Below are 24,731 nucleotides of genomic sequence, written 5' to 3'. Positions count from 1 at the left end.
GGAAAACAGCTCTTTGACAGATTCTATCTGATGAAAGGATTATAATGTCTGAGAAGAAAATTCAGCTTGTCATTGTGACTGGAATGAGCGGGGCGGGGAAAACCGTAGCTATCCAGTCCTTTGAAGACTTAGGTTATTTTACCATTGATAACATGCCGCCAACTCTGGTGCCGAAGTTCTTGCAGCTAGTCGAAGGGACTACTGACAATGATAAATTGGCTCTGGTTGTCGATATGCGGAGCCGTTCCTTCTTTTTGCAAATCCAGAACGTTTTGGATGAATTAGAGCAGAATGAGAACATTGATTTCAAGATTCTTTTCCTAGATGCGGCGGATAAGGAGTTAGTGGCTCGTTACAAGGAAACGCGTCGCAGCCATCCGCTGGCAGCTGATGGACGGATTTTAGATGGGATTAAACTGGAGCGTGAACTCTTAGCCCCTCTGAAGAATCTCAGCCAAAATGTTGTGGACACAACAGATTTGACACCACGAGAGCTCAGAAAGACCATCTCTGAGCAATTTTCAAATCAGGCTGACATGCATAGTTTCCGCATTGAGGTCATGAGTTTTGGTTTCAAATACGGTCTGCCTTTGGATGCAGACTTGGTCTTTGATGTGCGCTTTCTGCCCAATCCCTACTATAAACCTGAACTGCGCAATCAAACTGGCTTGGACAAGGATGTCTTTGATTATGTCATGAACCATGCCGAGTCAGAAGAATTTTACCAGCATCTGCTGGGCTTGATTGAGCCCATTTTGCCGGGCTATCAGAAGGAAGGCAAGTCTATCCTGACCATTGCTGTAGGCTGTACGGGCGGTCAGCACCGCAGTGTAGCCTTTGCTCAGCGCTTAGCAGATGATTTGGCTAAAAATTGGCCGGTCAATGCTAGTCACCGCGACAAAAACCGTCGGAAAGAAACGGTGAATCGCTCATGAGAAAGCCACGAATTACAGTCATCGGCGGCGGAACAGGAATTTCAGTTATTTTAGACAGCCTGCGTAAAAAAGACGTAGAAATTACAGCTATTGTCACAGTAGCAGATGATGGAGGCAGTTCTGGTGAGCTGCGGAAAAACATCCAGCAGCTGACTCCGCCAGGTGACTTGCGAAATGTCCTGGTAGCTATGTCTGACATGCCAAAATTCTATGAGAAGGTCTTCCAGTATCGCTTTGCTGAAGGAGACGGTGTTCTAGCGGGGCATCCCTTGGGCAATCTGATTATTGCCGGTATTTCCGAAATGCAGGGCTCAACCTATAATGCCATGCAGCTTTTGACCAAGTTCTTCCATACGACAGGAAAAATCTACCCTTCTAGCGACACTCCCCTAACTCTGCATGCTGTGTTTACAGATGGGACAGAAGTTGTCGGTGAAAGCAATCTGACCAGCAAGAGTGGAATGATTGAGCGGGTCTATGTGACCAATACTTATGATGACAAGAAGCCTGCGGCCAGTAAAAAGGTAGTCGAGAGCATATTGGAGAGCGATATGGTGGTTCTGGGGCCTGGTTCACTATTTACCTCTATCTTGCCTAATCTCGTTATCGAGGAAATCGGCCAGGCTCTTTTGGATACTAAAGCAGAAGTGGCCTATGTTTGCAATATCATGACCCAGCGAGGCGAAACAGAGCATTTTTCAGACAGCGACCACGTCCAAGTCCTACACCGCCATCTAGGCAGGAAGTTTGTAGATACAGTCTTGGTTAATATCGAACCTGTCCCTCATGAGTATATGGACAGCAACCAGTTTGACGAATATCTGGTACAGGTGGAGCATGATTTTCAAGGCTTACAAGAGCAGGTTCCACGCGTTATTTCTTCGAATTTTCTGCGTTTAGAAAATGGCGGAGCTTTCCATGATGGTGAGCTGGTCGTTGATGAATTGATGCAGATTATACAGGTACGTAAATGAGCTTTACAGTAAAAGTAAAAGAAGAACTGCTGAGTCTGGCGAGCAGAGATAAAAATGAGCTGTCAGCCATGATCAAGATGTCTGGCAGTCTGGGCTTGGTCAGTAGTGGTTTGACCCTGTCTATCATAACAGAAAATGCCAAGATTGCCCGCCATCTCTATGAGTTGCTGTTGGACCTTTATCAGGTCAAGTCAGAAATCCGTCACCATCAGAAGACCAACTTGCGCAAGAATCGAGTTTATACAGTATTTCTGGATCAGAAAGTGGAAGAAATCCTTTCTGACCTGCACTTGGCTGACTCCTTTTTTGGTATCGAGGCCGGGATTGACCAGGCCATTTTGTCAGATGATGAGGCCAGCCGAGCCTACCTACGGGGAGCCTTTCTCTCAAATGGCAGCATGCGGGAGCCTGACTCAGGCAAGTACCAGCTGGAAATCCTGTCCGTTTATCTGGATCATGCTGAGGATTTAGCTGCCTTGATGTGTCGTTTCCTACTGGATGCCAAGACCATCGAGCGTAAGAAGGGGGCTGTCACTTATCTGCAGCGTGCTGAAGACATCATGGATTTTCTCATTGTCATCGGGGCTATGGAAGCCATGGCTGAGTTTGAGTCTCTTAAGCTCATGCGGGAAGCGCGTAATGACCTCAATCGCGCTAATAATGCGGAGACAGCGAACATCGCCCGTACGGTCACAGCCAGTATGAAAACCATCAATAATATTGCCAAAATCAGCGATAATATTGGCATTGAGAGTTTACCTGTAGACCTGCAGGAGGTAGCCCAGCTTCGTATTCAGCATCCAGACTACTCCATCCAGCAGCTAGCTGATAGTCTTAGCCGACCTCTAACTAAGAGCGGTGTTAATCATCGCTTGAGAAAAATCAATAAAATCGCAGATGAATTATAAAAGCTGCCGAGCTCAAGCTCGGCAGCTTTTTTTATAGGCTTGTAGAATGTTTGGGTTGGACTTTTTGCTCAGGATAGATATGGTTAATGGCATTGTTGACAGCAGTAGGCGCCTCACCTAGCCCAGTCGCAATCAGGTCAATTTTCCCCTCGTAGCTGCAGCAGTCTCCAGCTGCATAGATACCTAGCATGGAAGTTTCTTGCTTGCTGTTGACCAAAATCTTGTGACGGTTGAGCTCCAAGCCCCAATCTTTGAGATTGCCGACAGAGGATTTAAAACCGTAGTTGACAAAGAGATGATCTAGAGGCAGGTTCTGGCTTTCCTCTCCCTTGACTTGGCTGATTTCCAAGTGGGTTATCTTGCCATTTTCGCCGACCAATCGACTAGGTACAAATGGTGTCTTAATCTCAACGCTAGAAGCCTTGAGTTCTTCCACGCTATGCTCTAAAGCCCGGAAGTTATCCCGACGATGAACCAGACTAGTTTCTGCGATTTTTTCAAAAGCTAACGCCCAGTCAACAGCCGAGTCGCCGCCGCCCAGAACAACAACCTTTTTGCCAGCGTACTGGCTGATATTTGAAACATGATAGTGGAGGTTATTGTAGCTTTCAGCATCGTCTAGTTCCAAAGCTCTCGGTTTGAAAGCACCACCTCCCATGGCGATGATAATGGTTTTGGTCTGATGCTGAGCTTGAGAAGTCGTTATGGTGAAGCCATCATCAGATTTAACGATATCCAGAACCGTTTCATTGAGGCAAATCTCAGTCTGGAAAGTTTCCAGCTGCTCAATCAGACGCTGAGTCAATTCTTCGCCACTTAGATTGGTAAAGCCTGGTACATCCAGAATCTTCTTCTCTGGATAGAGAATGGCCGGCTGACCGCCCAGCTGAGGCAGGGAATCAATGATTTTAACCTTGGCTTGGCGCAAATGAGCGTAAAAAGCTGCGAATAGGCCAACTGGACCGCCGCCGACAATCGTAATATCATACAGTTCAGACATAATCTTCCTCAATCTTTTTAAAATAAACTAGCATTATTGTACCACAAAAAGGGGTTGAAATGTAAGCAAATGTTTTGAAGACATCTTAAAAGCCCCTGCTGGGGCTTAAAATTAGATAGCAAATAAATCATTGAGGTTTTCAGCCAGTGTTGGGTGGGTGAAGATTTGCTTGCTCAAGTAGGTGTAAGGAATCTTATTATCCATGGCTACAGTCAGGATATTGATAATTTCCTGAGCCCCTGCTGAGAAGATTGTTGCCCCAACAATTTCCTTGGTCTCTGTATTGACAACAGCCTTGAAGGCACCGCGTAAGTCAGCATTGACATGTCCGCGAGGCATAGCTGCAACTGGAATCTCCTTAATTGCAATCGGCAATCCTTGCTCTTGGGCTTCCTTTTCAGTCAATCCGATTTGAGCCAAAGGCGGTGTGATGAACATGCTGGTAGGGACGTTTTTACGGTCTTCCAGTGTGTAGCTGCCGTCGCCAGCCAGATAGCTATAAAGGATACGGAAGTCATCCAGTGAGATATAAGTAAACTGCAGACCGCCATTGACATCGCCCACTGCAAATACACCAGGTACAGATGTTTCCAAGTGCTTATCGACCTTGATCGCTCCTCGCTCTGTCAGCTCGATATCTGTATTTTCCAACTGCAGTGGCTCAACATTCGGCTTGCGGCCAGTAGCATAGAGCAGGGCGTCAAAACGAAACTCTCCATCCTCTGTCACAACTACAACTTCAGCACCATCATTTTTAATCTGCTTGGTTTGTACATTTTGCAGGAGCTGGATTCCGTCTTCTTCCATGTACTGCTTAGCTAGAGCAGCGATAGAAGGCTCTACTCGAGGGAGAAAGACAGGAGCAGCATCCAGTACAGTTACCTGACTGCCCATTTTATTGTAAAGTCCAGCAAATTCTAGGCCAATGTTACCGCCACCTAGAACTCCCAAGCGTTTAGGAAGTTCTTTCAGATTTTGGATGCCAGTTGAGTCATAGACATGCTCGGTTTCAGTCAGTCCAGGAATTGGCAGGACATTGGAAACAGCACCAGTATTGATGACAATAGTCTCAGCAGTCAGTTCCTCTTTTTCATCACCAGCTGTGATTTCGATGACTTTATTTGAAAGGAAATGAGCTTCCGCATCGATAATGTCGACACCAGCGCTACTGATTGCTGCGTAGTTCTTTCCATTGAGACGGCTGGTTACAGCGTTCTTCTCAGCCATGACTTGATCGAAAGCCAGGCCTTTTTCAGCTGCGACAAGCAAGGTCTTGGTTGGGATGCAGGCGATATTAATACAGGTTCCCCCGTACATAGCCTTGCTTCGCTCAATCAAAGCAACTTTTTTTCCTTGGGCCGCCATTTTGGCTGCCAATGTTTTACCGGCCTTCCCAAAGCCGATGACAATTAAATCATAGGTTAACATAATTTACCTCCATTTTTCAAAAAAGATTGTATCACATCTAGTCAGAAATTGCTGATTTCTGCTACGCTTTTTTTCTTCAGTATTTTTAGTGTTTGATTTTATACATAATGTCCATTTTTGAGCATGATTTTCGCAGTTCCAGTCAGTCTGTGTTATACTAAGTTTCGTTATTTATTTTAGGAGGGCAAAATGTCTATTATTACACTGATTTTGGCAAGCTTGGTTGCCTTGGAATTTTTCTACATCCTGTACTTGGAGACCATTGCGACGACTTCTGCGGCGACAGCTCGGGTTTTCGGTATGTCACAAGAGGAGTTGGGGCAGCAGTCGGTCAATACTCTTTTCAAAAACCAAGGAGTCTATAACGGATTGATAGCTGTTTTAGTGCTGATTGCGGCCTTTGTGCAGTCTAGTCCGGTTTGGCTGGGAATTTTTATGGTTTATATCATCTTGGTGGCAGCTTACGGTGCGGTGACCAGTGACCCCAAAATCCTGTTCAAGCAGGGAGGGCTGGCTATGCTGACCCTGCTTAGTTTATTTTTCTAAATAGAGTGGGGAAAATTGATTTCCCACTCTTTTTTATATAATGATTGACTTTTTTATTAGACAAGTGTAGAATAAAATTAGAAATAGCATTAATTTAGAAAGCGCGTGGGAACGATGAAAAGATCTATTAAACGTTTACCAGACGGGGAATTTACTATTTTAAAGGTAATTTGGCAGCTGCCTACCCCGACGACCTCTGCCCGTATCATGGAAAAGCTGGGACCAGATAATCACTGGAAGCCCCAGACTTTGCTGACAGTATTGGCTCGCTTGACTGAAAAGGGCTTTTTAGAAAGTGTCCGCAAGGGGCGTGAAAGGCAGTATACAGCCTTGATCTCAGAAGATGAGTATCTGGAAGTTGAGGCTTCGGATTTCTTGAAGCGTCACAGCGGCCGTTCAATGGGCGGTTTTGTCAAAACACTCTTTTCTTCTAACTCCTTTTCGGAAAATGAACTGGATGAGCTGCGTAGTTTGCTCAACCAAGGAAAGTAGGATGGAGGGATAAGCATGAAACAGTTCCTTCTTTCTTTTCTTCTGACCAGTTTGTCGACATCCATTTTGGTGCTTTTGCTTAGTCTGCTTTTTACGGCCTTTAAGACCAAGATTTCGGTCAGAGTGAAGTATTTTATTTGGTTTCTGATATTGCTAAGTTTTCTGTTTCCGTTCCGTCCTCAGTTTGGCTCAGGCCTGATTAGGCTGAATACAGGATCGGTAGTTCAGACAGCAGTGACTGCTACCCAGACAGGTGGAGCTCAGGGTGCTTCTCCAGCAGTTGAAAAAGCTGCTCAGCCAAATCTGTGGGAGGCTTTTCTAGGTCTACCTTGGTTTGAAATTCTCTTTGCCATCTGGCTGATTGGCTTTGTCTTTAGTATTGGAAGATATGCTTATTCTTATATTCGCTTCAGAAAGATGCTGAAGCGCTGGGGCACGGAATTTCAGGACGAAGAAGCGATGGCTCAGCTGCGGGCTGTTCAGCAGGAGATGGGAGTTAAGGGCCGGATTCGTCTGCTCCACTATCCTATGTCCCAAAGCCCCATGCTGCTAGGTTTCAGAGATATTTTAATCGTGCTGCCAGAGTTGGACTACACAGAAGAAGAGCTGCAACTGATTTTTAAGCATGAGCTGACCCACTATAAGCACCGCGATGTTTTAATCAATCTCTTGGGGATTTTTGCCAAGAGTCTGCATTGGTTTAATCCGGTTGTCCGCTTTGCCTGCCGGGAAACCCAGGAAGCAGGAGAAATGTACTGTGACTACGATGTTCTGAGCAGTAGAGATACAGAGTATCGGACTTTCTACGGTGAAACGATTTTGACCATGATAGACCGCAGTAAGAAGACCCCAATTGCTCTGACGACCTGCTTTTACTCTGACAAGTTTAATCTCAAGCGGCGGATTGTCGGGATCATGGATAACCGCCTGCCTAAGAGGTTTCTGTCTGCTGCCTTTGTAGTAGCAGTCCCTCTCCTTTTGCTCTTGACTAGCTCGGTCTTTGCCTTAGAAAGCCCAGCTGCCCAACAAAGCAAGCCTGTGACGGGACAAAAACAGTCTCAAGGGCTCAGTCAGCATCAGGCTCTAGCGTCCGTCTTAAAAGAGCTGTCTCTTTCTGAAAAAGATATTAAAGATTTACAAATTTCGCGTGAGAAAGACAGCTATAAAATTCGCTTCTCGCACGGGCAAACAGCTCATGAAACCATTGTCAATGCTAAGGATGGAAAACTGATCCAATCCAAGCAGCATACCATTGTCGAAAAGACGGTAACGGTTGAAAAAGAAGTCAATCCATCCTCGTCTGCTGCATCAACTCCAGCTGATAACAGCTCTACTGCAGGTACAGGAAATACGGGAGCAGCGGGCTCTACAGGGGCTAATACAGCGACAGTTCAAACTCCGTCTCAGAACAGTTCCTCTCATACGACAGACACTGATGATCCGGACGATGATGATGACCATGATGACGATTAAATAGAGGATTCTGCCAGTTTAAGTTTCTTAAAAGCTTAGACTGGTAGAATTTTATTATCTTCTCAAAGGGGGATTTGACAATCCTCCAAGAGCAGTTTGTCATCAGTTTATCTTTATTTTAGGTCGATTTTGCTTACAGTTTGTACTTCGTTTCCTAATGCTAAAAAAACTGAAAGATTATTTATCTTTTTTCTTGACATTCACAAACGACAATTGTAGAATATGTTTATAAACTACATTTGTAGAATGTTTTTGAAAAATACTGCTTGGAAAGGAGAAGAAAGCAAAGCTTATCCAGACGCTTGTAGGATGCAGAGCGGAAGCTCTATTTCTTTTAAAAGCACAAACTACATTTGTAGAATCAAAGGAGAATTCAAATGAAACAAAAGCAAATCCAAACAAACTTCCAACGAATCGAAACGAAGTATATTCTTGACCGAGCAATGCTAGCTCGTCTTGAAGCTGATATGAGACCTTACCTCACCGCAGATGATTATGCGACATCCACCATTTCTAATGTGTATTTTGATAATGATGAGTTCCAGATGATTCAAGATTCCATTGCCAGAAAAGGCGGTCGTGAAAAGATGCGGATGCGGACTTATGCTGAGCAGCCGAATGATGATAGTCAAGTTTTCTTGGAAATCAAGAAGAAACGCGATGAAGTAGGTTTCAAATACCGTTTGGTTTCGAATCCTCTCTCTGTGACCAACTATATTGTGAACGGTGTGGCAGACCATACTATTTTTGATGATCGGGTCAAGGCAGAAGTGGAGCAGTTGCAGGAGCGCTATATAGATTTGAAGCCAAAAATGGTGATTAGCTATGACCGCTACTCTATGAGAGGATTGGAAGATAAAAAGGTACGTGTGACAGTTGATTCCAACATCCGCTACCGAGATTATGATGTAGACTTGGCTTTAGGCCGCTATGGACTGCCCTTGCTGGAAGACGACAAGGTGATTATGGAAATCAAGGTTCCTGGTCAATATCCTCAGTGGCTGGCCGATATTCTGAACAAATACGGTCTTGAAGATCAATCCTTCTCAAAATACGGCAATGCCTACCTGAAAACTAAAGAAAGGCTGACTCAAACAGTCAAGGCCTAAGGAGGTAGTCTATGCTCAATCAGTTATTTAACAGTATCTACTCTTCTACGGAAGTCAAGATAAATCCTTTAGCATTGATTTTTTCACTAGCAACTAGTGTGGTTTTAGGAATTATATTGGCCAAGGTCTATAAGCGCCAAACCATTTATACCAAGGAATTTGTCGTCACCCTCTCCCTTTTGCCAGCCATTATTTCCATTATCATCTTCTTGGTTAATGGAAATCTGGGTACCAGTGTCGCCGTAGCAGGGACTTTCAGCTTGATTCGCTTCCGGTCGGCCGCAGGTGGCTCCAAGGAGCTTCTAGCCATCTTTATGGCGACAGCTATCGGGATTACAACGGGGATGGGCTTTGTAGCATTGGGAATTGTCTTTACTCTAGCTATTTCAGGCATCTGGATGCTCTTTGAAAAGATGAGCTTTACTTCAGTCAGTCCGACCAGACGTTATGTCCAGGTTCAGGTTCCAGCTGATTTTGACTACGAAGTACTCTTTGATGCTATCTTTGAAACGACTTGTAAATCAGCCGAACTGACATCTCTCAAGTCGGCTGAAAAGAAGTCTATCAAGCTGGACTATGTTGTTGACTTGAATCCTGACATGAGCGACAGAGAGCTCATTCAGCAGTTCCTGTTCTATGATAAGGTACAGGATATTTCCCTTTCCAAAGCCGCTAAGAAGCGTAAAACCCTCTAAGCAAAAGAAGACCAGCTGCATCAGAGCAGTTGGTCTTCTTGTTTGTATCATAAAAAGGGGATACATCATACTTACAGAAAATACTTGACACTCTTTTCTATATGTGGTATGATTATATAGATTTTGGACTTGAAGGGAGTGAAAAAAATGTCAAAAACAGTAGTACGCAAGAATGAATCACTTGATGATGCACTTCGTCGTTTCAAACGTGCGGTTACTAAAGCTGGTACTCTTCAAGAAACACGCAAACGTGAATTCTATGAAAAACCTTCTGTAAAACGCAAACGCAAATCAGAAGCAGCTCGTAAACGTAAAAAATTCTAATTGAACAAAAAAGCAGACTCCGGTCTGTTTTTTGTTTTCACTCTTTGGAGAGAAGGGGATGATTGTGAGCAATAGGCAAGAAAAAAACACTGATTTTCATCAGTGAATTCTCTTTATTTTTTCTCAGCCAACAAAGCTTTGATTTCTTGCAGGACTTCCAATTCAGTTGGTCCAGCTGGCGCTTCTTCAGCTTCTTCCTTCTTCTTAGCAAGGCTTTGTGCTTTTTCAGCAGACTTAACGATGAAGAAGAGAACAGTACCGATTACCAAGAAGTTAATTACAGCGCTCAAGAAGTTACCATAGGCAATCCCGTTCCATTTCAGATCAGCAATTTGATTCAAGTGTGCAGCATCCAAAATTGGTTTGAGGAAGAGAGGAGTGATTACGTCAGTAATNAATGAAGTGACGATTGCTCCAAAAGCGTTGGCGATGATCACACCGACTGCCAAATCAATCACGTTCCCGCGCAGCAAGAATTCTTTAAGATCCTTTAACATTCTTTCTTTCCTTTCAAGAATTTATTAATGAGATTATATTATAGCTTATTTATATGACATCTACAAGATATTTGTTTGTCAAATATTTTACATTTGCTTCATTTTAGTATAAAATATAGAATGATATTCTATGATAAATTGGAGGTATTGTCTCTTGATTGATAAAGAAATCATTTCTGAAATTAAAAACAGCGTCAATATCGTTGATGTCATAGGAGAAACGGTGGCCTTGACCAAGGCTGGGCGGAATTTCCTGGGACTCTGTCCCTTTCACGGTGAAAAGACGCCCTCTTTTAACGTTGTAGAGGACAAGCAGTTTTATCACTGTTTTGGCTGCGGCAAGTCGGGCGATGTCTTCAAATTCATTGAGGATTATCGAGGCGTTTCCTTTATGGATGCTGTGCAGATTGTAGCAGATCGGGCAGGGATTCCCTTGGCTGTAGAGACAGCGGGCAATGACCGACTGAGACAAAGCCATCCGCACCAGGCTCTCTACGATATCCATACCGAGGCAGCGAAATTTTATCATGCGGTTCTGATGACGACCAAGATGGGAGAGGAAGCGCGGGCTTATCTCTACCAGCGGGGTCTGACAGATGATGTTCTTAAGCATTTTCAAATCGGCCTGGCTCCAAATGAAGGCAATTATCTTCATAAGAGTATGGCTGGAAAGTTTGATGAGAATACCATCATGAACTCGGGCCTCTTCAATCTGGCGGAGAATAATCTGGTCTATGATGCTTTTCAGAACCGGATTATGTTTCCCCTGACCAATGACAGCGGGCAGGTTGTGGCCTTTTCCGGGCGGATTTGGCAAGAAGCGACTTCAGACGGTCATCAGGCCAAGTACAAAAACAGTCGTAGCACCGCTATTTTCAATAAAAGCTACGAGCTCTATCATCTGGATAAGGCCAAGCCGGTTATCAAGAAGAGCCATGAGGTTTATCTAATGGAAGGCTTCATGGATGTGATTGCGGCTTATCGGGCCGGGATTGAAAATGCTGTAGCTTCTATGGGAACAGCTCTGACACCTGAGCATGTCCAGCATCTGAGTAAGTATTGTAAGAAGATTATCCTGTCTTACGATGGAGATCGGGCAGGGCAAGCAGCGACTGCTAAGGCTTTGGATGAGCTGAGAGATATGACGGTGGAAATTGTTCGGATTCCTGATAATTTGGACCCCGATGAATTTCTCGCTAAAAATTCTGAGGAAGACTTGCAGCATTTGCTGAGCAAAACGCGAATAAGTAATGTGGAGTTTCTGCTGCATCATCTGAAACCAGATAATATTGAAAATCTGCAGGCTCAGATTGAGTTTGTAGAGAAGATGGCACCGATTATTGCGAAGACCAAGTCCATCACAGCTCAGAACTCCTATATTTACATGCTGGCTGAGTTGCTGCCGGACTTTGACTATCAGCAGGTGGAGCAGACGGTAAATAACAGTCGGCTGGCTGAGCGCTCTAGTCGCAGTCAGGAGGTGCCCACTCAGCAGTCTCAACCAGTCGTCATGCAGTTTTCGCCTTCAAACCGGCTGAGTCGGCTCATGAGGGCGGAAAATCATATCTTCCACCGCATGATACATCATCCTTTGATTTTGAACCAATACCGGCTGAGAGAAGACTTTGCCTTTGACTCGGAAGAATTGCAGATCTTGTATGAGATTTTACTGGCAAATGGCGAAGTGACACCGCAGGATTTGTCCCAGCTGCCAGATCATGTCCAGCAGGCTTGGTACCGAGTCTTGGAAGAAGACTTGCCGGATGAGGTTTTGGAAGATGAGTTGAAAGAAGTGGAAGAAACCAGAGAGCGGGAGATTTTGCGCAAGCATAATCAGTTTATTAGTAAGAAGATTCGAGAAGCTTCTCACAGCGGAGATACGGATACAGCCCTGTCCGAGCTGGAGCGCTTGATTGAGCAAAAAAGAAGAATGGAGTAGGAATGGCTACAAAACAAAAAGAAGTAACAACATTAGACGTTCAAATTGCAGAATTCATCCGCAACCACAAGCAGACAGGGGTTGCGACAGATGATGAAATCAATGACCAACTGGTTATTCCTTTCACTTTGGACGCTGATGGGATTGAGGATTTGCTGCAGCGTATCCAGGATGCTGGTATCTCGATTACAGATAAAGAAGGAAATCCCAGCGCGCGCGTCTTAAATAACGAAGAGGAAGAAGCAGAGCTGACGGATGAAGAGCTCTTGGGCAGCAATTCAGCCAAGGTCAATGACCCAGTCCGCATGTATCTGAAAGAAATCGGGGTTGTGCCCCTTCTCAGCAATGAAGAAGAGCAGGAGCTGGCTATCTTGGTAGAGCAGGGAGACTTGGAAGCCAAGCAGCGTCTGGCTGAGGCCAATCTTCGTCTGGTTGTTTCCATTGCCAAGCGCTATGTCGGCCGTGGTATGCAGTTCCTTGACTTGATTCAAGAAGGAAACATGGGGCTGATGAAGGCTGTTGATAAGTTTGACTACACCAAAGGATTTAAGTTTTCAACTTATGCGACTTGGTGGATTCGTCAGGCCATTACCCGTGCGATTGCTGACCAAGCTCGGACTATTCGGATTCCGGTTCACATGGTGGAAACCATTAACAAGCTGGTTCGCGAGCAACGTAATCTCTTGCAGGAATTGGGTCAAGACCCGACGCCAGAGCAAATCGCTGAGCGTATGGATATGACACCGGATAAGGTTCGTGAGATTCTCAAGATTGCTCAGGAGCCGGTTTCTCTGGAGACCCCTATTGGTGAGGAAGATGATAGCCATCTGGGTGACTTTATCGAAGACGAAGTGATTGAAAATCCAGTTGACTATACAACTCGTGTCGTCCTTCGTGAGCAGCTGGATGAGGTCTTGGATACGCTGACAGACCGCGAGGAAAACGTCTTGCGTCTGCGCTTTGGTCTAGACGATGGGAAAATGCGGACACTGGAAGATGTCGGCAAGGTCTTCAATGTAACCCGCGAGCGGATTCGCCAGATTGAAGCCAAGGCCCTGCGTAAACTCCGCCATCCAAGTCGCAGCAAACCACTCAGAGACTTTATTGAAGATTAAGAACAGAAGAGCGCAACGAGGGGGCAGAGCAGGAAAACGTCAAGCCGGCAATCCTAGCTGAAAACAAAAGCCCCCTCAAGATAACTTGAACTTTTGCCATATCTATAAGGAGGATATTGCATGTCAGAACAAAAATACAGCCCTGAAGAAGTTGAAAAGATTAAAACACGTATTTTAGAGAGCTTGGAGCAGGTCATCGACCCAGAGCTGGGGATTGACATTGTCAACCTGGGCCTAATCTATGAAATCCGTTTTGACGAGACCAATGGAGAAACGGAAATCGATATGACCCTGACAACCATGGGATGCCCTCTGGCGGATCTTCTGACTGACCAGATTTATGATGCCATGTCAGATGTTCCAGAGGTTACCAAGACGGATGTTAAGTTGGTTTGGTACCCAGCTTGGACGGTGGAAAAGATGAGCCGTTATGCTCGGATTGCTTTGGGGATTCGTTAAGAACAGATAGTAAGTGCTGGCCTGCTGCATGCAGGCTTTTGCTTTTTTTGGTGGATTCTGTTATAATATTCCTATTGTCTTGCTATTGTTTTGGGGTCGTTACGGATTCGACAGGCATTATGAGGCACATTTTGCAACCCATCTAGCGGATGTAAAACGCCAGTTAAATATAACTGCAAAAAATAACAATTCTTACGCTGTAGCTGCCTAAAAACCAGCCAGCGTGACCCGATTCGGATTGCTTGTGTCTGATGACAGGTCTTATTATGAGCAAGCTACGGCAAAGTCTAGTCTAGGGATTTTGCAAGAGATTGATAGACTCGCTTGACTTGGGCTTGAGCTATGTGTCAAAGTGAAGTTAAATCAATACATAGCCTATGGTTGTAGACAAATGTGTTAGCAGGTGTTTGGACGTGGGTTCGACTCCCACCGGCTCCATTATTATTTCTTAAAACTTCTTAAACCGTTGAATTATCAACGGTTTTTATTTTATATTTTTTATTATTTTCTAAACCTTTTTGAAAAAAGGAGTTATAAAAGGAGTTACAAAAAGGAGGTGTCCCTCCTAAAAGTCTATATAGTTCGCAAATCTTTCGCCGATGTCGTCTTTTGCTTGCTTGGTGATGTGAGTATATATGTTCATGGTCGTTTTTAAATCAGAGTGACCGAGCCTATGCTGTACCTGTTTCAAGGTCATGCCTGCTTCAAAACATAGACTGGCATGCGTATGTCTAAAGCCATGTATCTTGATTGGCCTGACCTTGCTATCCTTGACTATGTCTAACAGCCATTTTCTTGGTAGTGTGCTAGGGATTGGCTTGTTTAATTCGTTACCGAAAATATAATCTGAGCCAGTCGAACTTTTCTTGTACTCAGATAGCAGTTTTTGAGTTTTTGGATCAAGACTTATCAATCGCTTGCTGATAGCTGTCTTTGTAGAGCCTATTTCTTCGCCCGCAAAACCTCTTGTGACAGCTTTGTTTATGTCTAGGGTATATCCGTCCAGTCTTCCCATTTAAGAGCTAAAATCTCGCCTTTTCGTGCCCCTGTGAATGACAGAAGACGAAACAGAGTAATCTTTCTAATGTCCCCCGTCTTATCTACTAGCTTTAGAAACGATTTCAGCTCTTTCTTGTCATAAATTTCACTAGTGCTATCATGTTGCTTCTTGATTGTAGTTACTACGCTATCTATTGGCTTGCTGCTTGTGTAGCCGTGCCGAAAGCATACTTAAAAATATTGTTCATCACCCCTTTTAACTTGAGGCTATTTACGAGCTTTTTCGGCCAAACGTTGACTTGCTCTTGAATTCTATAGGGCTTATACTTGCTATCTTCTGGCTGCCTAATTCTGGGTAGATATGGTTCTTAATATTTCTATAGGTCTTAATATGTGTGCTTTCTTGCACAGTATCATAGTATTCTTTGAGCCATTCTTCAGATATTTTATAGACCGTTTTTTCTGTCTTGTTTTCCTCTGCCTTTTCTAGTTCCTTTTGCTTTTCCAATGTAGACATGGATCATATAAGCCTTGTCGCCATTTTTCTTCTTGTAAGACTTAATTTCCATTGATTTTGCCTTCATTATTTGGTAGAATGAGCACAAGAAAACGACCTTTTGAATGGTTGTTTCTTATACAAGTTTCTTCATGCTCTAAGTATTGCGATAGCGAGCATGGGGATTTTTATTGTCTTGGCGGAGTATTATGCCAATCATCAGGAAAGCCTAATGACTGATTGATAACATTAATGTCTATAGAATGTAGTTTTTCCTCTAGTTTTTTAACTTTTTTCCTAAGAGTATCCAATAAAATGCTGAATTTAGCTCCACTGATGAAGCATTGAAGGCTAATAATCGTTGAATATACAGTTTTTCTACTGTCATCCCCCATCAAAATTTCTTCATTATGGATTATCTCCCAAAATGTACTATTAGAACGACATTTGAAGTTTAGCAAACGATTATTATGAGCGCATTTGTTTCGTACTTCATTGATATTTTTTAGAAACGATATCAACGTTTCAGGCGGGAAAACATTGTTGAAGTCAGGTACGTTTGATTTTATAAAACTCGCTAACTCCCTTGCTATATCATTTTGAAGGGAAGTCGGTAGATTTTCTATAATCATTCGTAAATCCCCAAAGTCTAGATAATCAGTCAATACCCAGATAGGCACATCGGAATGAGTGCGTGCATAGTGATAAATAGAAGTCCCTGAGTATTTTTTGTTCTTGTTTATAATTTTAGATAGCTTCGACACAATAAATCCTACATCTAATATTTTGTTGTTGGCATAAGAATTTGTATTTAGATAAGCATATCTTTGGTTGGGATAGGTCTTTGAAAATATATGAGCAGTGATTGATTTGATATGGTGTTCAGCTTCAAGAATAGCCTGTAGTATTGCTTGTTTTACATCTTTATCAAATATATAGAGAGTTGAAACTTCGTTAAATGTGACTCCGTCAATATAAGTGTCTGTATTAGGAAGTTGAAAAAATTTACTGTATCCATTGATAATGTTGTAGTAATTGTTGCTTAACAGATATTTAGCTGCCTTTGACTCATCTCTAATGATTAGACCTCTATCTTTTAGTATCACAATCTGTTCTTCAATTGTTTTAAAAGTCTTCAAAAAAACTCCCCCATTCTATTTAGAATGAAGGAGTTTCTCCGTATCGGTCCCCGTAGAGATACCGACTCTTTTTTCTCTAATGACATCATTCTAAATTATTTTTTAAAAAAAGTCAATATCTTTTTTGGCGTTTTTTACGCTTTGTCAACTTTTTTTTGCACTCATACGTGATTCTGTGCAAAAGTTTACAAGGATTAATCAACCAATCAACTCAAAATATTCATCAATAACCATCATTTCATCTGTTACTGTTTTTAGCTTATGCTTTTGCATAAAGCGCAAGAAGTTAAATGATTGATGGTCGTCTGATGATGCGAGTTCTTCTAATAGCTTATGGATCATGTGCCTATTAGCTTCATTCTCGCAGCGCATGGCAGAGTGACGATAGATAGAGCAGATATGCTCTAAGTGCCCTAATTCGTGTAGCAATACTCTGTGGCGCTCTGCAGGCGATAAGGAGCTGTTCAAGAAAATAGTCCTTGTCTCTGCGTCATAGAAACCACGCCCAGCCCATTGGTCAGGCTCAAAAGTTTGGAGTGATACCTGGTATTGCTCCAAGAGTTCTTTTTCTTTATTCATAATCTCCCCTACCTAAACTTATTTCTTGCTATTGAGATAACCCTCTATGATGCCTTTTATGGCTCGCTTGTCGTCATCAGACAAAGGCTTGCCGTCAAACAGCATGATGCGGCCGTCCAAGTCGTCGAGTTCTATTTCGTGCTCTGGAGCTTTTTCTCCTGCGATAGCTGGGTTATCTGTCCGACCTAGTAGATAGTCGGTAGATACTCCGAAATAGTCTGCGATTTCTTGAAGACGGTCAGATTTTAAAGTTTTTTCTTTTAGTGAATAAAAATAATTTACACTATAACCTAAGTCTTCGGCAACTTTTTGTAGATTTATGTGCCGTTTATAGGATAGTTCTTTTATTTTTTCAAGTGTAGAAAACATTGTTGCAAAGCCCTTTCTTGGGTATGATAAAAAATATTTTATAAAAAGGTATTATTTTCTGTTAAAAAACAATGCTCTAGCGCAAAATAGTTTTTGCAAGTTTAAGATTTAGTAAAAATTTATCTAAAAATTAAATAGCTTTGACGAGCGCTTTTAATTGATAGATGTATTGTTTTATCAAGTCTTTTAATTATGCTTACATTTTATGCCTTAGTGTAAAAACTGTCAAGCGATATAACAAAAAAATTTTCTATTTCTTTAATTTTTAAATTAAGAAAGGAGAAAGTCCATGAGACCAAAACATTATTCGTCTAGCCAAAAGACTACACAGAGAGTAGAAAGAACAACAGTCGCTGAAGCTGTAGAAGCCGTCAAAAAAGCCCTGACATTGGTAGAAGTGGGGCTTTACTTACCTACTGGAGCAATGAGCGATCGAAATTTAATCGAGGAAGAGTTAGAAGACATGTGTGTTAAAGGAATATGTGAATAACTTCCTGAACCGCTACCTTATCATTCTCAAAAACCGAGTCTTTCCAAGCATTCAGAAAGGCACGAAAGTCTTTTAAGCCGTATAAATTTCTTAATTTCGGCAAAGTTTGGAAAAGATTAGGTTTTTGAGAAAGATAGGGAAAAGCAGCGAAGCTAAAAATCTATTTTTCTCACGATCGATTGAATTGTTCTTCATGTAGAGAGTAATGTCTGAGTCATAGAAAATCAATTTTTTGTAATCGAAAGCCTCGCTATGGTTTTTAAACATCATAGCACTGTATGCGTCGTATCGCATTGTTTGATTATCAGTCGGCCAAACGGTATGAAGATTATATTGATGCAGAAAATAATGTGAAGACACTTCGCAGAGCACCTCTTCAAACCAAAACATATCATTGTTGATTTGATTGGCTTTGATATAGAAATGGCAAAGTTCGTGACCTATCTGAAAAACTGTTTGGGCAAGGCATTGATCTCCGCCAGTCGATAGAAAAATGATATGATTTTCCGGGAAAACCATTGGGACGCCGGATAGTGGGCCGTTTACTATGATCAGTTTTTCCTTGGAAATATCCGGAAAAACTAAGTCGGCAATTGCAGCTGACTTCTTCGCTACTAGAGGAGTTGGTTTTTCATCAACGCCGTAAAAATAGAGCCAATCATTGCTATCTGGAATATTAAAACGGTACATATTAAAAACCTCGTTTTTATTTAATTATACCACGAAAAGAAAAGAGAATATATGAGCCAACAACACAAAAAATGAATCGAGTTGGTTAAGTAGCGGTTTAATGAAAAAGGTTGAAGTCATTCAGGCTCCATTATTTTAAAGTCTTTCTAAAACGTTGAGAAATCAGCGTTTTTTGCTTTTGCGATGTTCAGGAAATCTTGATTTCTGTCTGAAAAAGTAATACAATGATGTTAGTGATGACAAAGGAAATATTTGTATTTCTATTGGGTTGGTTTCATAAGTATTAAGGGAAGTTTGATATGAGTTTTTTTAAGAATCTGTTTGGTAAGAAGCAAGAGGAAGAGAAAGTAGAAAAGGTTGAAGAAGCAGTGCTTGATGTGCCTTCTGAAGATCCTTTTCCTAGTGAGTGGGGCTCTTTCTCAACCTATATAGATGACAAGTTGGCTAGTATCCGTCTGAATCTTGCTTTGGCTGATGAGGCACCCTATCCTCTATACGCCTATGCTATGAGGCTCAAGGTAACGCTCCTCCAGTACGATGGGGAGACAGGTTTTCCATCTAGTGATGAGTTTAAAGAGCTGAATGTGATTGAGGACCGGCTTTCTGAGGCTTTAGGGCAGGTCGGTGGCATTCATGTTGGTGTGATTACGACAGATGGAAATATTGAGTTTTACTATTATCTGCAAGACAAGAAAAGCCATCTAGAGCCAATTGCGAACGTGATGCGCGACTTTCCAGATCGCCGCTATGACTCGGCAACCCTAGAAGACGAGGAATGGAATCAGTACTTTGACTTTCTCTATCCTAATGAATACGAGTATCAGACCATTCTTAACCAGAGGGTCTGGTACAAACTGGAGCAGGACGGCGATGATCATAGTCAGGAGCGCGAGATTGACCATTGGGCCTATTTTGCGTCTGAGGAAGATCGAGATGGTTTCCTAAAGGAAGTCGAAGAACTGGGCTATAGCCTCGTATCAGCTGAAAAGATAGAAGATGCTGACAAACCATATCAGCTGCATGTGATTCGTATGGATACGACAGAAATCTTTGATTTGAACCAGAATGTTTGGACTTTAGTCGAATTTGTGAAAAAATTTAACGGAAACTATGGCGGTTGGGGCTGTAATGTGGTATAATGGTTAAAGTTTTGAGAAAGCTGGGCTTTCTCTTTTGTGGAAGATTACTCAAGAGGCTTAAGAGGCTGTGTTGGAAACGCAGTAGGCGTGTAAAAGCGTGCGTGGGTTCGAATCCCATGTCTTCCGTCATAAGATGCAAGAAACGCTGTTTGGCGTTTTTTCTATTTGTAAAAGAGGCATGAAAGTAAGGCGATTCTTTTTGAATATGAATATCTTTGGAAATACTTGAAAACAATTTCAGCAAAAAAAATAAGTATTTTATTGTTCATTTTATATAATAGTGTGGTAAAATGGGATTAATGGATTTTTAAAAAGGATATAAATTAAAGGGAGAATTATGTTTTTTAAACGTCAAAAAGGTAAGTACCACGAAGTAGAGCGTGTGACTCGTTTTAAGCTGATTAAATCGGGCAAGCATTGGCTGCGTGCTGCGACATCACAGTTCGGCCTTTTTAGATCAATGAGAGGGGGAGGCCTTTCATCGATCGAGCTCAAGGTAACGGAAGAACAAGTTACCGATAAGAAGAGCGGCATAGACTTTTTGAGGGGCATTATCGCCACGGGAGCCGTGCTGGGCGGAGCTGTTGTGACAAACACAATCGTCCATGCGGAAGAAGAGCAGGCTCTGGAAAAAGTCATCGACACGACAGACGTTTTAGCGACACGTGGTGAAACAGTTTTAGGAGAAGAAAGCAGTGCTGCTGAAGCAGCGACCGCAACAGCAAGCTCACATACTGAGTCAGAGTCTGTATCAGATACATCCTCAGCCAGTGCCAGTGCTTCTGTCAGTGCGTCTATCTCTGCCAGCATTTCAGCTTCAGAGTCAATGTCACAGTCTAGCTCTGCTTCTATCAGTGCCAGCACATCTCAAGCAGTCTCAGATTCCTTAAGTGTATCTGAGTCTCTTTCAGTGTCTTCAAGTACATCTGATTCAGTCAGTGCATCTCAGCCAGCATCTACCTCAGCTAGCTCCAAGTCAGAATCTACTGTAAATAGTCAAAGTGCATCATCTGAAACCAATAGATCTTCGACTAATAATGCCTCAACCAGTACCTCAAGTGAAACTGCTCGTGTTCGGAAACGTCGTGATGTAGCAAATGCAGTTGATACAGAGAGACCTGTTGTTAATGTTCCAAGTGAAATTACAGTTTATAGAGGAGAGTCATTCGAATATTATGCGACTGTTACAGATAATTCGAATGCTTTTGATATATCCAGAACACGATATCGTTGGCTATATAATAATGGCGATGATAGAGCTACTAATTGGGTGCAACATTCAGTTCAACAAGAGGGTAATCAGCTAAGGATACGAATTTATGGAAATGTTCCTGTTGATACAGCTATTGGTGACTATACGCGTTATATTGTTGCTACCGATGCTGCAGGTAACGTGAATGTGACGCAACAAGAAATGAACGCTGCGGTTAGAAAAAGAGAAGTTAATGGTCAGTTTATGTTAATTATTCGATACAGACCAAATCTTCCTGAGAATACTGTATTAGTCAACAATCCTAATCAATTATCTGAAACTGAAAAAAATCAGGTCAGAGAAGCGATTAAGCAGAGTAATCCAAACTTAAGAGCGATAGATGTAGAAAATAAAAACTTAAATACAGCTATTTCGGTTTCTAATAATGGTGATGCTACTATCACATTCAGAGATGGCAGAACGGCCACAGTTGATGGTGGCAAGTTAGTAGATACAAGAGAAGGAAGTACTTCTAAATCTGCAAGCACCTCCGCATCCGTCAGCGCCTCTACCTCAACAATCGCATCTATTGCTGAAAGTAAGTCAGCCTCTGCTAGTGCCTCAACTTCAGCAAGTAGTTCCGCATCTATAAGTACTTCTGTGTCAATTAAGACCTCTGCGTCCACTAGCGCATCGGTAAGTGCAAGTACGTCCGCGTCGACAAGTGCATCAGTTTCAGCAGGTACATCTGCTTCCTCGAGTGCCTCAGTGAGTGCCAGCACGTCAGCGTCGACAAGTGCATCAGTATCTGCAAGTACGTCAGCTTCAACGAGTGCGTCAGTATCCGCAAGTACGTCAGCGTCTACGAGTGCGTCAGTGTCTGCCAGCACGTCAGCCTCGACCAGCGCGTCCGTATCAGCAAGCACGTCAGCCTCGACTAGCGCATCAGTGTCTGCCAGCACGTCCGCGTCCACTAGTGCGTCTGCGTCCACCAGCGCCTCTGTAAGTGCAAGTACGTCTGCGTCCACCAGTGCCTCAGTATCCGCAAGTACGTCAGCATCGACTAGTGCATCTGTATCAGCAAGTACGTCAGCATCGACTAGTGCATCAGTTTCTGCAAGCACGTCAGCATCGACTAGTGCGTCAGTGAGTGCAAGTACATCTGCATCAACGAGTGCGTCCGTATCCGCAAGTACGTCTGCATCGACGAGTGCATCGGTAAGTGCAAGCACCTCAGCTTCAACCAGCGCATCCGTATCAGCAAGTACCTCAGCCTCGACTAGCGCATCAGTGTCTGCCAGCACGTCCGCCTCAACGAGCGCGTCAGTGTCAGCAAGCACGTCGGCATCGACCAGCGCGTCCGTAAGCGCAAGTACGTCAGCGTCCACAAGCGCATCAGTATCCGCAAGTACGTCAGCTTCAACGAGTGCGTCAGTATCCGCAAGTACGTCAGCGTCTACGAGTGCGTCAGTGTCTGCCAGCACGTCAGCCTCGACCAGCGCGTCCGTATCAGCAAGCACGTCAGCCTCGACTAGCGCATCAGTGTCTGCCAGCACGTCAGCGTCCACTAGTGCGTCCGTATCCGCAAGTACGTCTGCGTCCACCAGCGCCTCTGTAAGTGCAAGTACGTCAGCCTCGACTAGTGCATCTGTATCAGCAAGTACGTCTGCATCGACGAGTGCATCAGTTTCTGCAAGCACGTCAGCCTCGACTAGTGCGTCCGTATCAGCAAGTACGTCAGCATCAACAAGTGCATCAGTAAGTGCCAGCACGTCCGCGTCAACCAGTGCATCAGTAAGCGCAAGCACGTCAGCGTCGACGAGTGCATCAGTAAGCGCAAGCACGTCAGCATCGACGAGTGCGTCAGTGAGTGCAAGTACATCTGCATCAACGAGTGCGTCCGTATCGGCAAGTACGTCTGCATCGACGAGTGCATCGGTAAGTGCAAGCACCTCAGCTTCAACCAGCGCATCCGTATCGGCAAGTACCTCAGCCTCGACTAGCGCATCAGTGTCTGCCAGCACGTCCGCCTCAACGAGCGCGTCAGTGTCAGCAAGCACGTCGGCATCGACCAGCGCGTCCGTATCAGCAAGTACCTCAGCCTCGACTAGCGCATCAGTGTCTGCCAGCACGTCCGCCTCAACGAGCGCGTCAGTGTCAGCAAGCACGTCGGCATCGACCAGCGCGTCCGTAAGCGCAAGTACGTCAGCGTCCACAAGCGCATCAGTATCCGCAAGTGAATCAGCGTCAACCAGTGCGTCAGTGTCTGCCAGCACGTCCGCCTCAACGAGTGCGTCAGTGTCTGCCAGCACGTCAGCGTCGACCAGCGCGTCCGTATCAGCAAGTACCTCAGCCTCGACTAGCGCATCAGTGTCTGCCAGCACGTCCGCGTCAACAAGTGCGTCAGTAAGTGCAAGTACGTCAGCGTCCACCAGCGCCTCCGTAAGTGCAAGTACGTCTGCGTCAACGAGCGCATCAGTAAGTGCAAGCACCTCAGCATCCATGAGCGCATCCGTAAGTGCAAGCACCTCGGCCTCAACGAGTGCATCAGTCAGCGCAAGTACCTCAGCTTCAACTAGTGCTTCAGTGAGCGCAAGCACATCAGCATCGACAAGTGCGTCAGTTTCAGCAGGCACATCAGCCTCCACGAGTGCGTCAGTGAGTGCAAGTACATCTGCCTCCACGAGTGCCTCAGTGAGTGCAAGTACATCAGCCTCCACGAGTGCGTCTGTATCTGCAAGCACCTCGGCTTCAACGAGTGCATCGGTAAGCGCCAGCACGTCCGCTTCAACAAGTGCGTCAGTGAGTGCAAGTACATCTGCCTCGACGAGTGCGTCGGTATCTGCAAGTACCTCAGCCTCAACAAGTGCATCTGTATCTGCAAGTACGTCCGCGTCAACAAGTGCTTCAGTCAGCGCTAGCACGTCCGCGTCGACGAGTGCATCAGTCAGCGCAAGTACCTCAGCCTCGACTAGCGCATCAGTGTCTGCCAGCACGTCCGCCTCAACGAGCGCGTCAGTGTCAGCAAGCACGTCGGCATCGACCAGCGCGTCCGTAAGCGCAAGTACGTCAGCGTCCACAAGCGCATCAGTATCCGCAAGTGAATCAGCGTCAACCAGTGCGTCAGTGTCTGCCAGCACGTCCGCCTCAACGAGTGCGTCAGTGTCTGCCAGCACGTCCGCGTCGACCAGCGCGTCCGTATCAGCAAGTACCTCAGCCTCGACTAGCGCATCAGTGTCTGCCAGCACGTCCGCCTCAACGAGCGCGTCAGTGTCAGCAAGTACGTCAGCATCAACCAGCGCCTCAGTTTCCGCAAGTACGTCAGCGTCCACAAGCGCATCAGTATCCGCAAGTGAATCAGCGTCAACCAGTGCGTCAGTGAGTGCAAGTACATCAGCCTCCACGAGTGCGTCAGTATCAGCAAGTACCTCAGCCTCAACTAGCGCGTCGGTAAGCGCAAGTACCTCAGCATCGACGAGTGCGTCGGTATCCGCAAGTACCTCAGCGTCCACGAGTGCATCAGTTTCAGCAAGCACCTCAGCGTCTACTAGCGCGTCAGTCAGCGCAAGCACCTCAGCCTCCACGAGCGCGTCGGTAAGTGCAAGTACCTCAGCATCGACGAGTGCGTCGGTAAGCGCAAGCATGTCCGCGTCCACGAGTGCATCAGTAAGTGCAAGTACGTCTGCTTCGACGAGTGCGTCAGTATCTGCAAGCACCTCAGCCTCGACGAGCGCCGACGAGCGC

General features: G+C 44.4%; 24 protein-coding genes, 1 tRNA gene and 1 other RNA gene. 17 read left to right on the top strand and 9 right to left on the bottom strand.

All coding sequences use genetic code 11. The features are described 5' to 3' along the window. Positions 1-44: 44 nt before the first annotated feature. Genes rapZ through whiA form a run of 3 tightly spaced genes read left to right on the top strand, consistent with a single transcriptional unit; the run spans position 45 to position 2,817 of the window. The gene (rapZ, locus tag D8877_RS00125) at positions 45-935 is read left to right on the top strand and encodes an RNase adapter RapZ (protein ID WP_002906915.1); all 891 of its coding nucleotides are present in this window, start codon (positions 45-47) and stop codon (positions 933-935) included. Beyond that, the gene (locus D8877_RS00120; protein WP_002900703.1) at positions 932-1,909 is read left to right on the top strand and encodes a YvcK family protein; all 978 of its coding nucleotides are present in this window, start codon (positions 932-934) and stop codon (positions 1,907-1,909) included. The genes rapZ and D8877_RS00120 overlap by 4 nt, the downstream gene beginning before the upstream one ends. Then, positions 1,906-2,817, top strand: coding sequence for a DNA-binding protein WhiA (gene whiA, locus D8877_RS00115; protein ID WP_125352084.1), 912 nt, complete (start codon positions 1,906-1,908; stop codon positions 2,815-2,817). The genes D8877_RS00120 and whiA overlap by 4 nt, the downstream gene beginning before the upstream one ends. A 31-nt stretch (positions 2,818-2,848) precedes the next feature. Here whiA and D8877_RS00110 read toward each other — a convergent pair whose 3' ends face one another. Together D8877_RS00110 and D8877_RS00105 are read right to left on the bottom strand one after the other, a co-directional pair. After that, positions 2,849-3,817: an NAD(P)/FAD-dependent oxidoreductase gene (locus D8877_RS00110; protein ID WP_125352082.1), complete on the bottom strand. Its 969-nt coding sequence runs from the start codon at positions 3,815-3,817 to the stop codon at positions 2,849-2,851. A 111-nt stretch (positions 3,818-3,928) separates the two neighbouring features. Beyond that, positions 3,929-5,245: an FAD-containing oxidoreductase gene (locus tag D8877_RS00105; protein WP_125352080.1), complete on the bottom strand. Its 1,317-nt coding sequence runs from the start codon at positions 5,243-5,245 to the stop codon at positions 3,929-3,931. Positions 5,246-5,434: 189 nt separating this feature from the next. On the opposite strand from D8877_RS00105, the gene D8877_RS00100 reads away from it, so the two are divergent. The 6 genes from D8877_RS00100 to rpsU all read left to right on the top strand — a co-directional run bounded on the left by D8877_RS00100 (position 5,435) and on the right by rpsU (position 9,884). Then, positions 5,435-5,791, top strand: coding sequence for a DUF1304 domain-containing protein (locus D8877_RS00100; protein ID WP_002897877.1), 357 nt, complete (start codon positions 5,435-5,437; stop codon positions 5,789-5,791). A 114-nt stretch (positions 5,792-5,905) separates the two neighbouring features. Continuing rightward, positions 5,906-6,283 carry a BlaI/MecI/CopY family transcriptional regulator gene (locus D8877_RS00095; protein WP_002895954.1) on the top strand — a complete coding sequence of 126 codons (378 nt, stop codon included), beginning with the start codon at positions 5,906-5,908 and terminating at the stop codon, positions 6,281-6,283. Positions 6,284-6,298: 15 nt separating this feature from the next. After that, entirely contained in the window at positions 6,299-7,756 is a 1,458-nt protein-coding gene (locus tag D8877_RS00090) for a M56 family metallopeptidase (RefSeq protein WP_125352077.1), read from the top strand. 377 nt (positions 7,757-8,133) lie between these two features. Then, positions 8,134-8,865 (top strand): polyphosphate polymerase domain-containing protein, encoded by a 732-nt coding sequence (locus tag D8877_RS00085; protein WP_002897873.1) that lies wholly within the window; start codon positions 8,134-8,136, stop codon positions 8,863-8,865. An 11-nt stretch (positions 8,866-8,876) separates the two neighbouring features. Further along, positions 8,877-9,560, top strand: a complete 684-nt coding sequence (locus D8877_RS00080; RefSeq protein ID WP_002895949.1) for a DUF4956 domain-containing protein — start codon at positions 8,877-8,879, stop codon at positions 9,558-9,560. Positions 9,561-9,707: 147 nt separating this feature from the next. After that, complete coding sequence (gene rpsU / locus D8877_RS00075) at positions 9,708-9,884, top strand: 30S ribosomal protein S21 (protein ID WP_000048054.1); 177 nt, start codon at positions 9,708-9,710, stop codon at positions 9,882-9,884. 113 nt (positions 9,885-9,997) lie between these two features. Here rpsU and mscL read toward each other — a convergent pair whose 3' ends face one another. Then, positions 9,998-10,381, bottom strand: a complete 384-nt coding sequence (mscL, locus tag D8877_RS00070; protein ID WP_125352075.1) for a large conductance mechanosensitive channel protein MscL — start codon at positions 10,379-10,381, stop codon at positions 9,998-10,000. A 154-nt stretch (positions 10,382-10,535) separates the two neighbouring features. Here mscL and dnaG point away from each other — a divergent pair, with 154 nt between their 5' ends. The 4 genes from dnaG to ssrA all read left to right on the top strand — a co-directional run bounded on the left by dnaG (position 10,536) and on the right by ssrA (position 14,335). Further along, on the top strand, positions 10,536-12,320 hold the full coding sequence (gene dnaG / locus D8877_RS00065; protein WP_312023219.1) for a DNA primase: 1,785 nt from the start codon (positions 10,536-10,538) through the stop codon (positions 12,318-12,320). A 2-nt stretch (positions 12,321-12,322) separates the two neighbouring features. Then, positions 12,323-13,435 (top strand): RNA polymerase sigma factor RpoD, encoded by a 1,113-nt coding sequence (gene rpoD, locus D8877_RS00060; RefSeq protein WP_002897871.1) that lies wholly within the window; start codon positions 12,323-12,325, stop codon positions 13,433-13,435. A 120-nt stretch (positions 13,436-13,555) separates the two neighbouring features. Continuing rightward, positions 13,556-13,894, top strand: coding sequence for a metal-sulfur cluster assembly factor (locus D8877_RS00055; RefSeq protein WP_002897870.1), 339 nt, complete (start codon positions 13,556-13,558; stop codon positions 13,892-13,894). A 92-nt stretch (positions 13,895-13,986) separates the two neighbouring features. Further along, positions 13,987-14,335: a transfer-messenger RNA gene (gene ssrA, locus D8877_RS00050) on the top strand. Between the two features lie 124 nt (positions 14,336-14,459). Here ssrA and D8877_RS12355 read toward each other — a convergent pair. From D8877_RS12355 to D8877_RS00030, 5 genes are all read right to left on the bottom strand, one after another. Then, on the bottom strand, positions 14,460-14,909 hold the full coding sequence (locus tag D8877_RS12355; protein WP_260468619.1) for a site-specific integrase: 450 nt from the start codon (positions 14,907-14,909) through the stop codon (positions 14,460-14,462). Positions 14,910-15,164: 255 nt separating this feature from the next. Then, on the bottom strand, positions 15,165-15,410 hold the full coding sequence (locus D8877_RS12350; RefSeq protein WP_260468618.1) for a tyrosine-type recombinase/integrase: 246 nt from the start codon (positions 15,408-15,410) through the stop codon (positions 15,165-15,167). Between the two features lie 167 nt (positions 15,411-15,577). Next, positions 15,578-16,528 carry an Abi family protein gene (locus D8877_RS00040; protein ID WP_125352071.1) on the bottom strand — a complete coding sequence of 317 codons (951 nt, stop codon included), beginning with the start codon at positions 16,526-16,528 and terminating at the stop codon, positions 15,578-15,580. Positions 16,529-16,726: 198 nt separating this feature from the next. Beyond that, positions 16,727-17,107 carry an ImmA/IrrE family metallo-endopeptidase gene (locus tag D8877_RS00035; protein ID WP_125352068.1) on the bottom strand — a complete coding sequence of 127 codons (381 nt, stop codon included), beginning with the start codon at positions 17,105-17,107 and terminating at the stop codon, positions 16,727-16,729. Between the two features lie 18 nt (positions 17,108-17,125). Then, positions 17,126-17,476 (bottom strand): helix-turn-helix domain-containing protein, encoded by a 351-nt coding sequence (locus D8877_RS00030; protein WP_125352066.1) that lies wholly within the window; start codon positions 17,474-17,476, stop codon positions 17,126-17,128. 289 nt (positions 17,477-17,765) lie between these two features. Between D8877_RS00030 and D8877_RS00025 the strand changes: the two genes are divergently transcribed. Continuing rightward, positions 17,766-17,966, top strand: coding sequence for a hypothetical protein (locus D8877_RS00025; RefSeq protein WP_125352064.1), 201 nt, complete (start codon positions 17,766-17,768; stop codon positions 17,964-17,966). 90 nt (positions 17,967-18,056) lie between these two features. Here the strand turns inward: D8877_RS00025 and D8877_RS00020 are convergent, their stop codons facing one another. After that, entirely contained in the window at positions 18,057-18,656 is a 600-nt protein-coding gene (locus D8877_RS00020; RefSeq protein ID WP_125352062.1) for a hypothetical protein, read from the bottom strand. A gap of 299 nt (positions 18,657-18,955) precedes the next feature. On the opposite strand from D8877_RS00020, the gene D8877_RS00015 reads away from it, so the two are divergent. From D8877_RS00015 to D8877_RS12560, 3 genes are all read left to right on the top strand, one after another. Beyond that, a complete protein-coding gene (locus D8877_RS00015) occupies positions 18,956-19,795 on the top strand; it encodes a DUF695 domain-containing protein (protein ID WP_125352060.1) in 840 nt (279 codons plus the stop codon). A gap of 38 nt (positions 19,796-19,833) precedes the next feature. Further along, positions 19,834-19,921: transfer RNA gene (locus D8877_RS00010), tRNA-Ser, on the top strand. A gap of 211 nt (positions 19,922-20,132) precedes the next feature. Beyond that, a partial coding sequence (locus D8877_RS12560) for an accessory Sec-dependent serine-rich glycoprotein adhesin (protein WP_125352335.1) occupies positions 20,133-24,731 on the top strand: 4,599 nt, incomplete at its 3' end.

The organism is Streptococcus sanguinis (genome assembly GCF_003943735.1).
GTDB lineage: Bacteria > Bacillota > Bacilli > Lactobacillales > Streptococcaceae > Streptococcus > Streptococcus sanguinis_E.
Note: the sequence above shows the minus strand (reverse complement) of the source record. Positions and strands in the feature narration are given on the sequence as shown.

Bases quoted from the DNA above. Each gene is read 5' to 3' on its own strand.
- D8877_RS00085 (WP_002897873.1), top strand. From the start codon at position 8,134: ATGAAACAAAAGCAAATCCAAACAAACTTCCAACGAATCGAAACGAAG.
- D8877_RS12350 (WP_260468618.1), bottom strand. From the start codon at position 15,410: ATGTCTACATTGGAAAAGCAAAAGGAACTAGAAAAGGCAGAGGAAAAC.
- whiA (WP_125352084.1), top strand. From the start codon at position 1,906: ATGAGCTTTACAGTAAAAGTAAAAGAAGAACTGCTGAGTCTGGCGAGC.
- rapZ (WP_002906915.1), top strand. From the start codon at position 45: ATGTCTGAGAAGAAAATTCAGCTTGTCATTGTGACTGGAATGAGCGGG.
- D8877_RS00035 (WP_125352068.1), bottom strand. From the start codon at position 17,107: ATGAATAAAGAAAAAGAACTCTTGGAGCAATACCAGGTATCACTCCAA.
- D8877_RS00015 (WP_125352060.1), top strand. From the start codon at position 18,956: ATGAGTTTTTTTAAGAATCTGTTTGGTAAGAAGCAAGAGGAAGAGAAA.
- D8877_RS00120 (WP_002900703.1), top strand. From the start codon at position 932: ATGAGAAAGCCACGAATTACAGTCATCGGCGGCGGAACAGGAATTTCA.
- D8877_RS00080 (WP_002895949.1), top strand. From the start codon at position 8,877: ATGCTCAATCAGTTATTTAACAGTATCTACTCTTCTACGGAAGTCAAG.
- D8877_RS00100 (WP_002897877.1), top strand. From the start codon at position 5,435: ATGTCTATTATTACACTGATTTTGGCAAGCTTGGTTGCCTTGGAATTT.
- rpsU (WP_000048054.1), top strand. From the start codon at position 9,708: ATGTCAAAAACAGTAGTACGCAAGAATGAATCACTTGATGATGCACTT.
- D8877_RS00110 (WP_125352082.1), bottom strand. From the start codon at position 3,817: ATGTCTGAACTGTATGATATTACGATTGTCGGCGGCGGTCCAGTTGGC.
- D8877_RS12355 (WP_260468619.1), bottom strand. From the start codon at position 14,909: ATGGGAAGACTGGACGGATATACCCTAGACATAAACAAAGCTGTCACA.
- D8877_RS00105 (WP_125352080.1), bottom strand. From the start codon at position 5,245: ATGTTAACCTATGATTTAATTGTCATCGGCTTTGGGAAGGCCGGTAAA.
- D8877_RS00055 (WP_002897870.1), top strand. From the start codon at position 13,556: ATGTCAGAACAAAAATACAGCCCTGAAGAAGTTGAAAAGATTAAAACA.
- D8877_RS00020 (WP_125352062.1), bottom strand. From the start codon at position 18,656: ATGTACCGTTTTAATATTCCAGATAGCAATGATTGGCTCTATTTTTAC.
- D8877_RS00095 (WP_002895954.1), top strand. From the start codon at position 5,906: ATGAAAAGATCTATTAAACGTTTACCAGACGGGGAATTTACTATTTTA.
- D8877_RS00090 (WP_125352077.1), top strand. From the start codon at position 6,299: ATGAAACAGTTCCTTCTTTCTTTTCTTCTGACCAGTTTGTCGACATCC.
- rpoD (WP_002897871.1), top strand. From the start codon at position 12,323: ATGGCTACAAAACAAAAAGAAGTAACAACATTAGACGTTCAAATTGCA.
- D8877_RS00025 (WP_125352064.1), top strand. From the start codon at position 17,766: ATGAGACCAAAACATTATTCGTCTAGCCAAAAGACTACACAGAGAGTA.
- D8877_RS00030 (WP_125352066.1), bottom strand. From the start codon at position 17,476: ATGTTTTCTACACTTGAAAAAATAAAAGAACTATCCTATAAACGGCAC.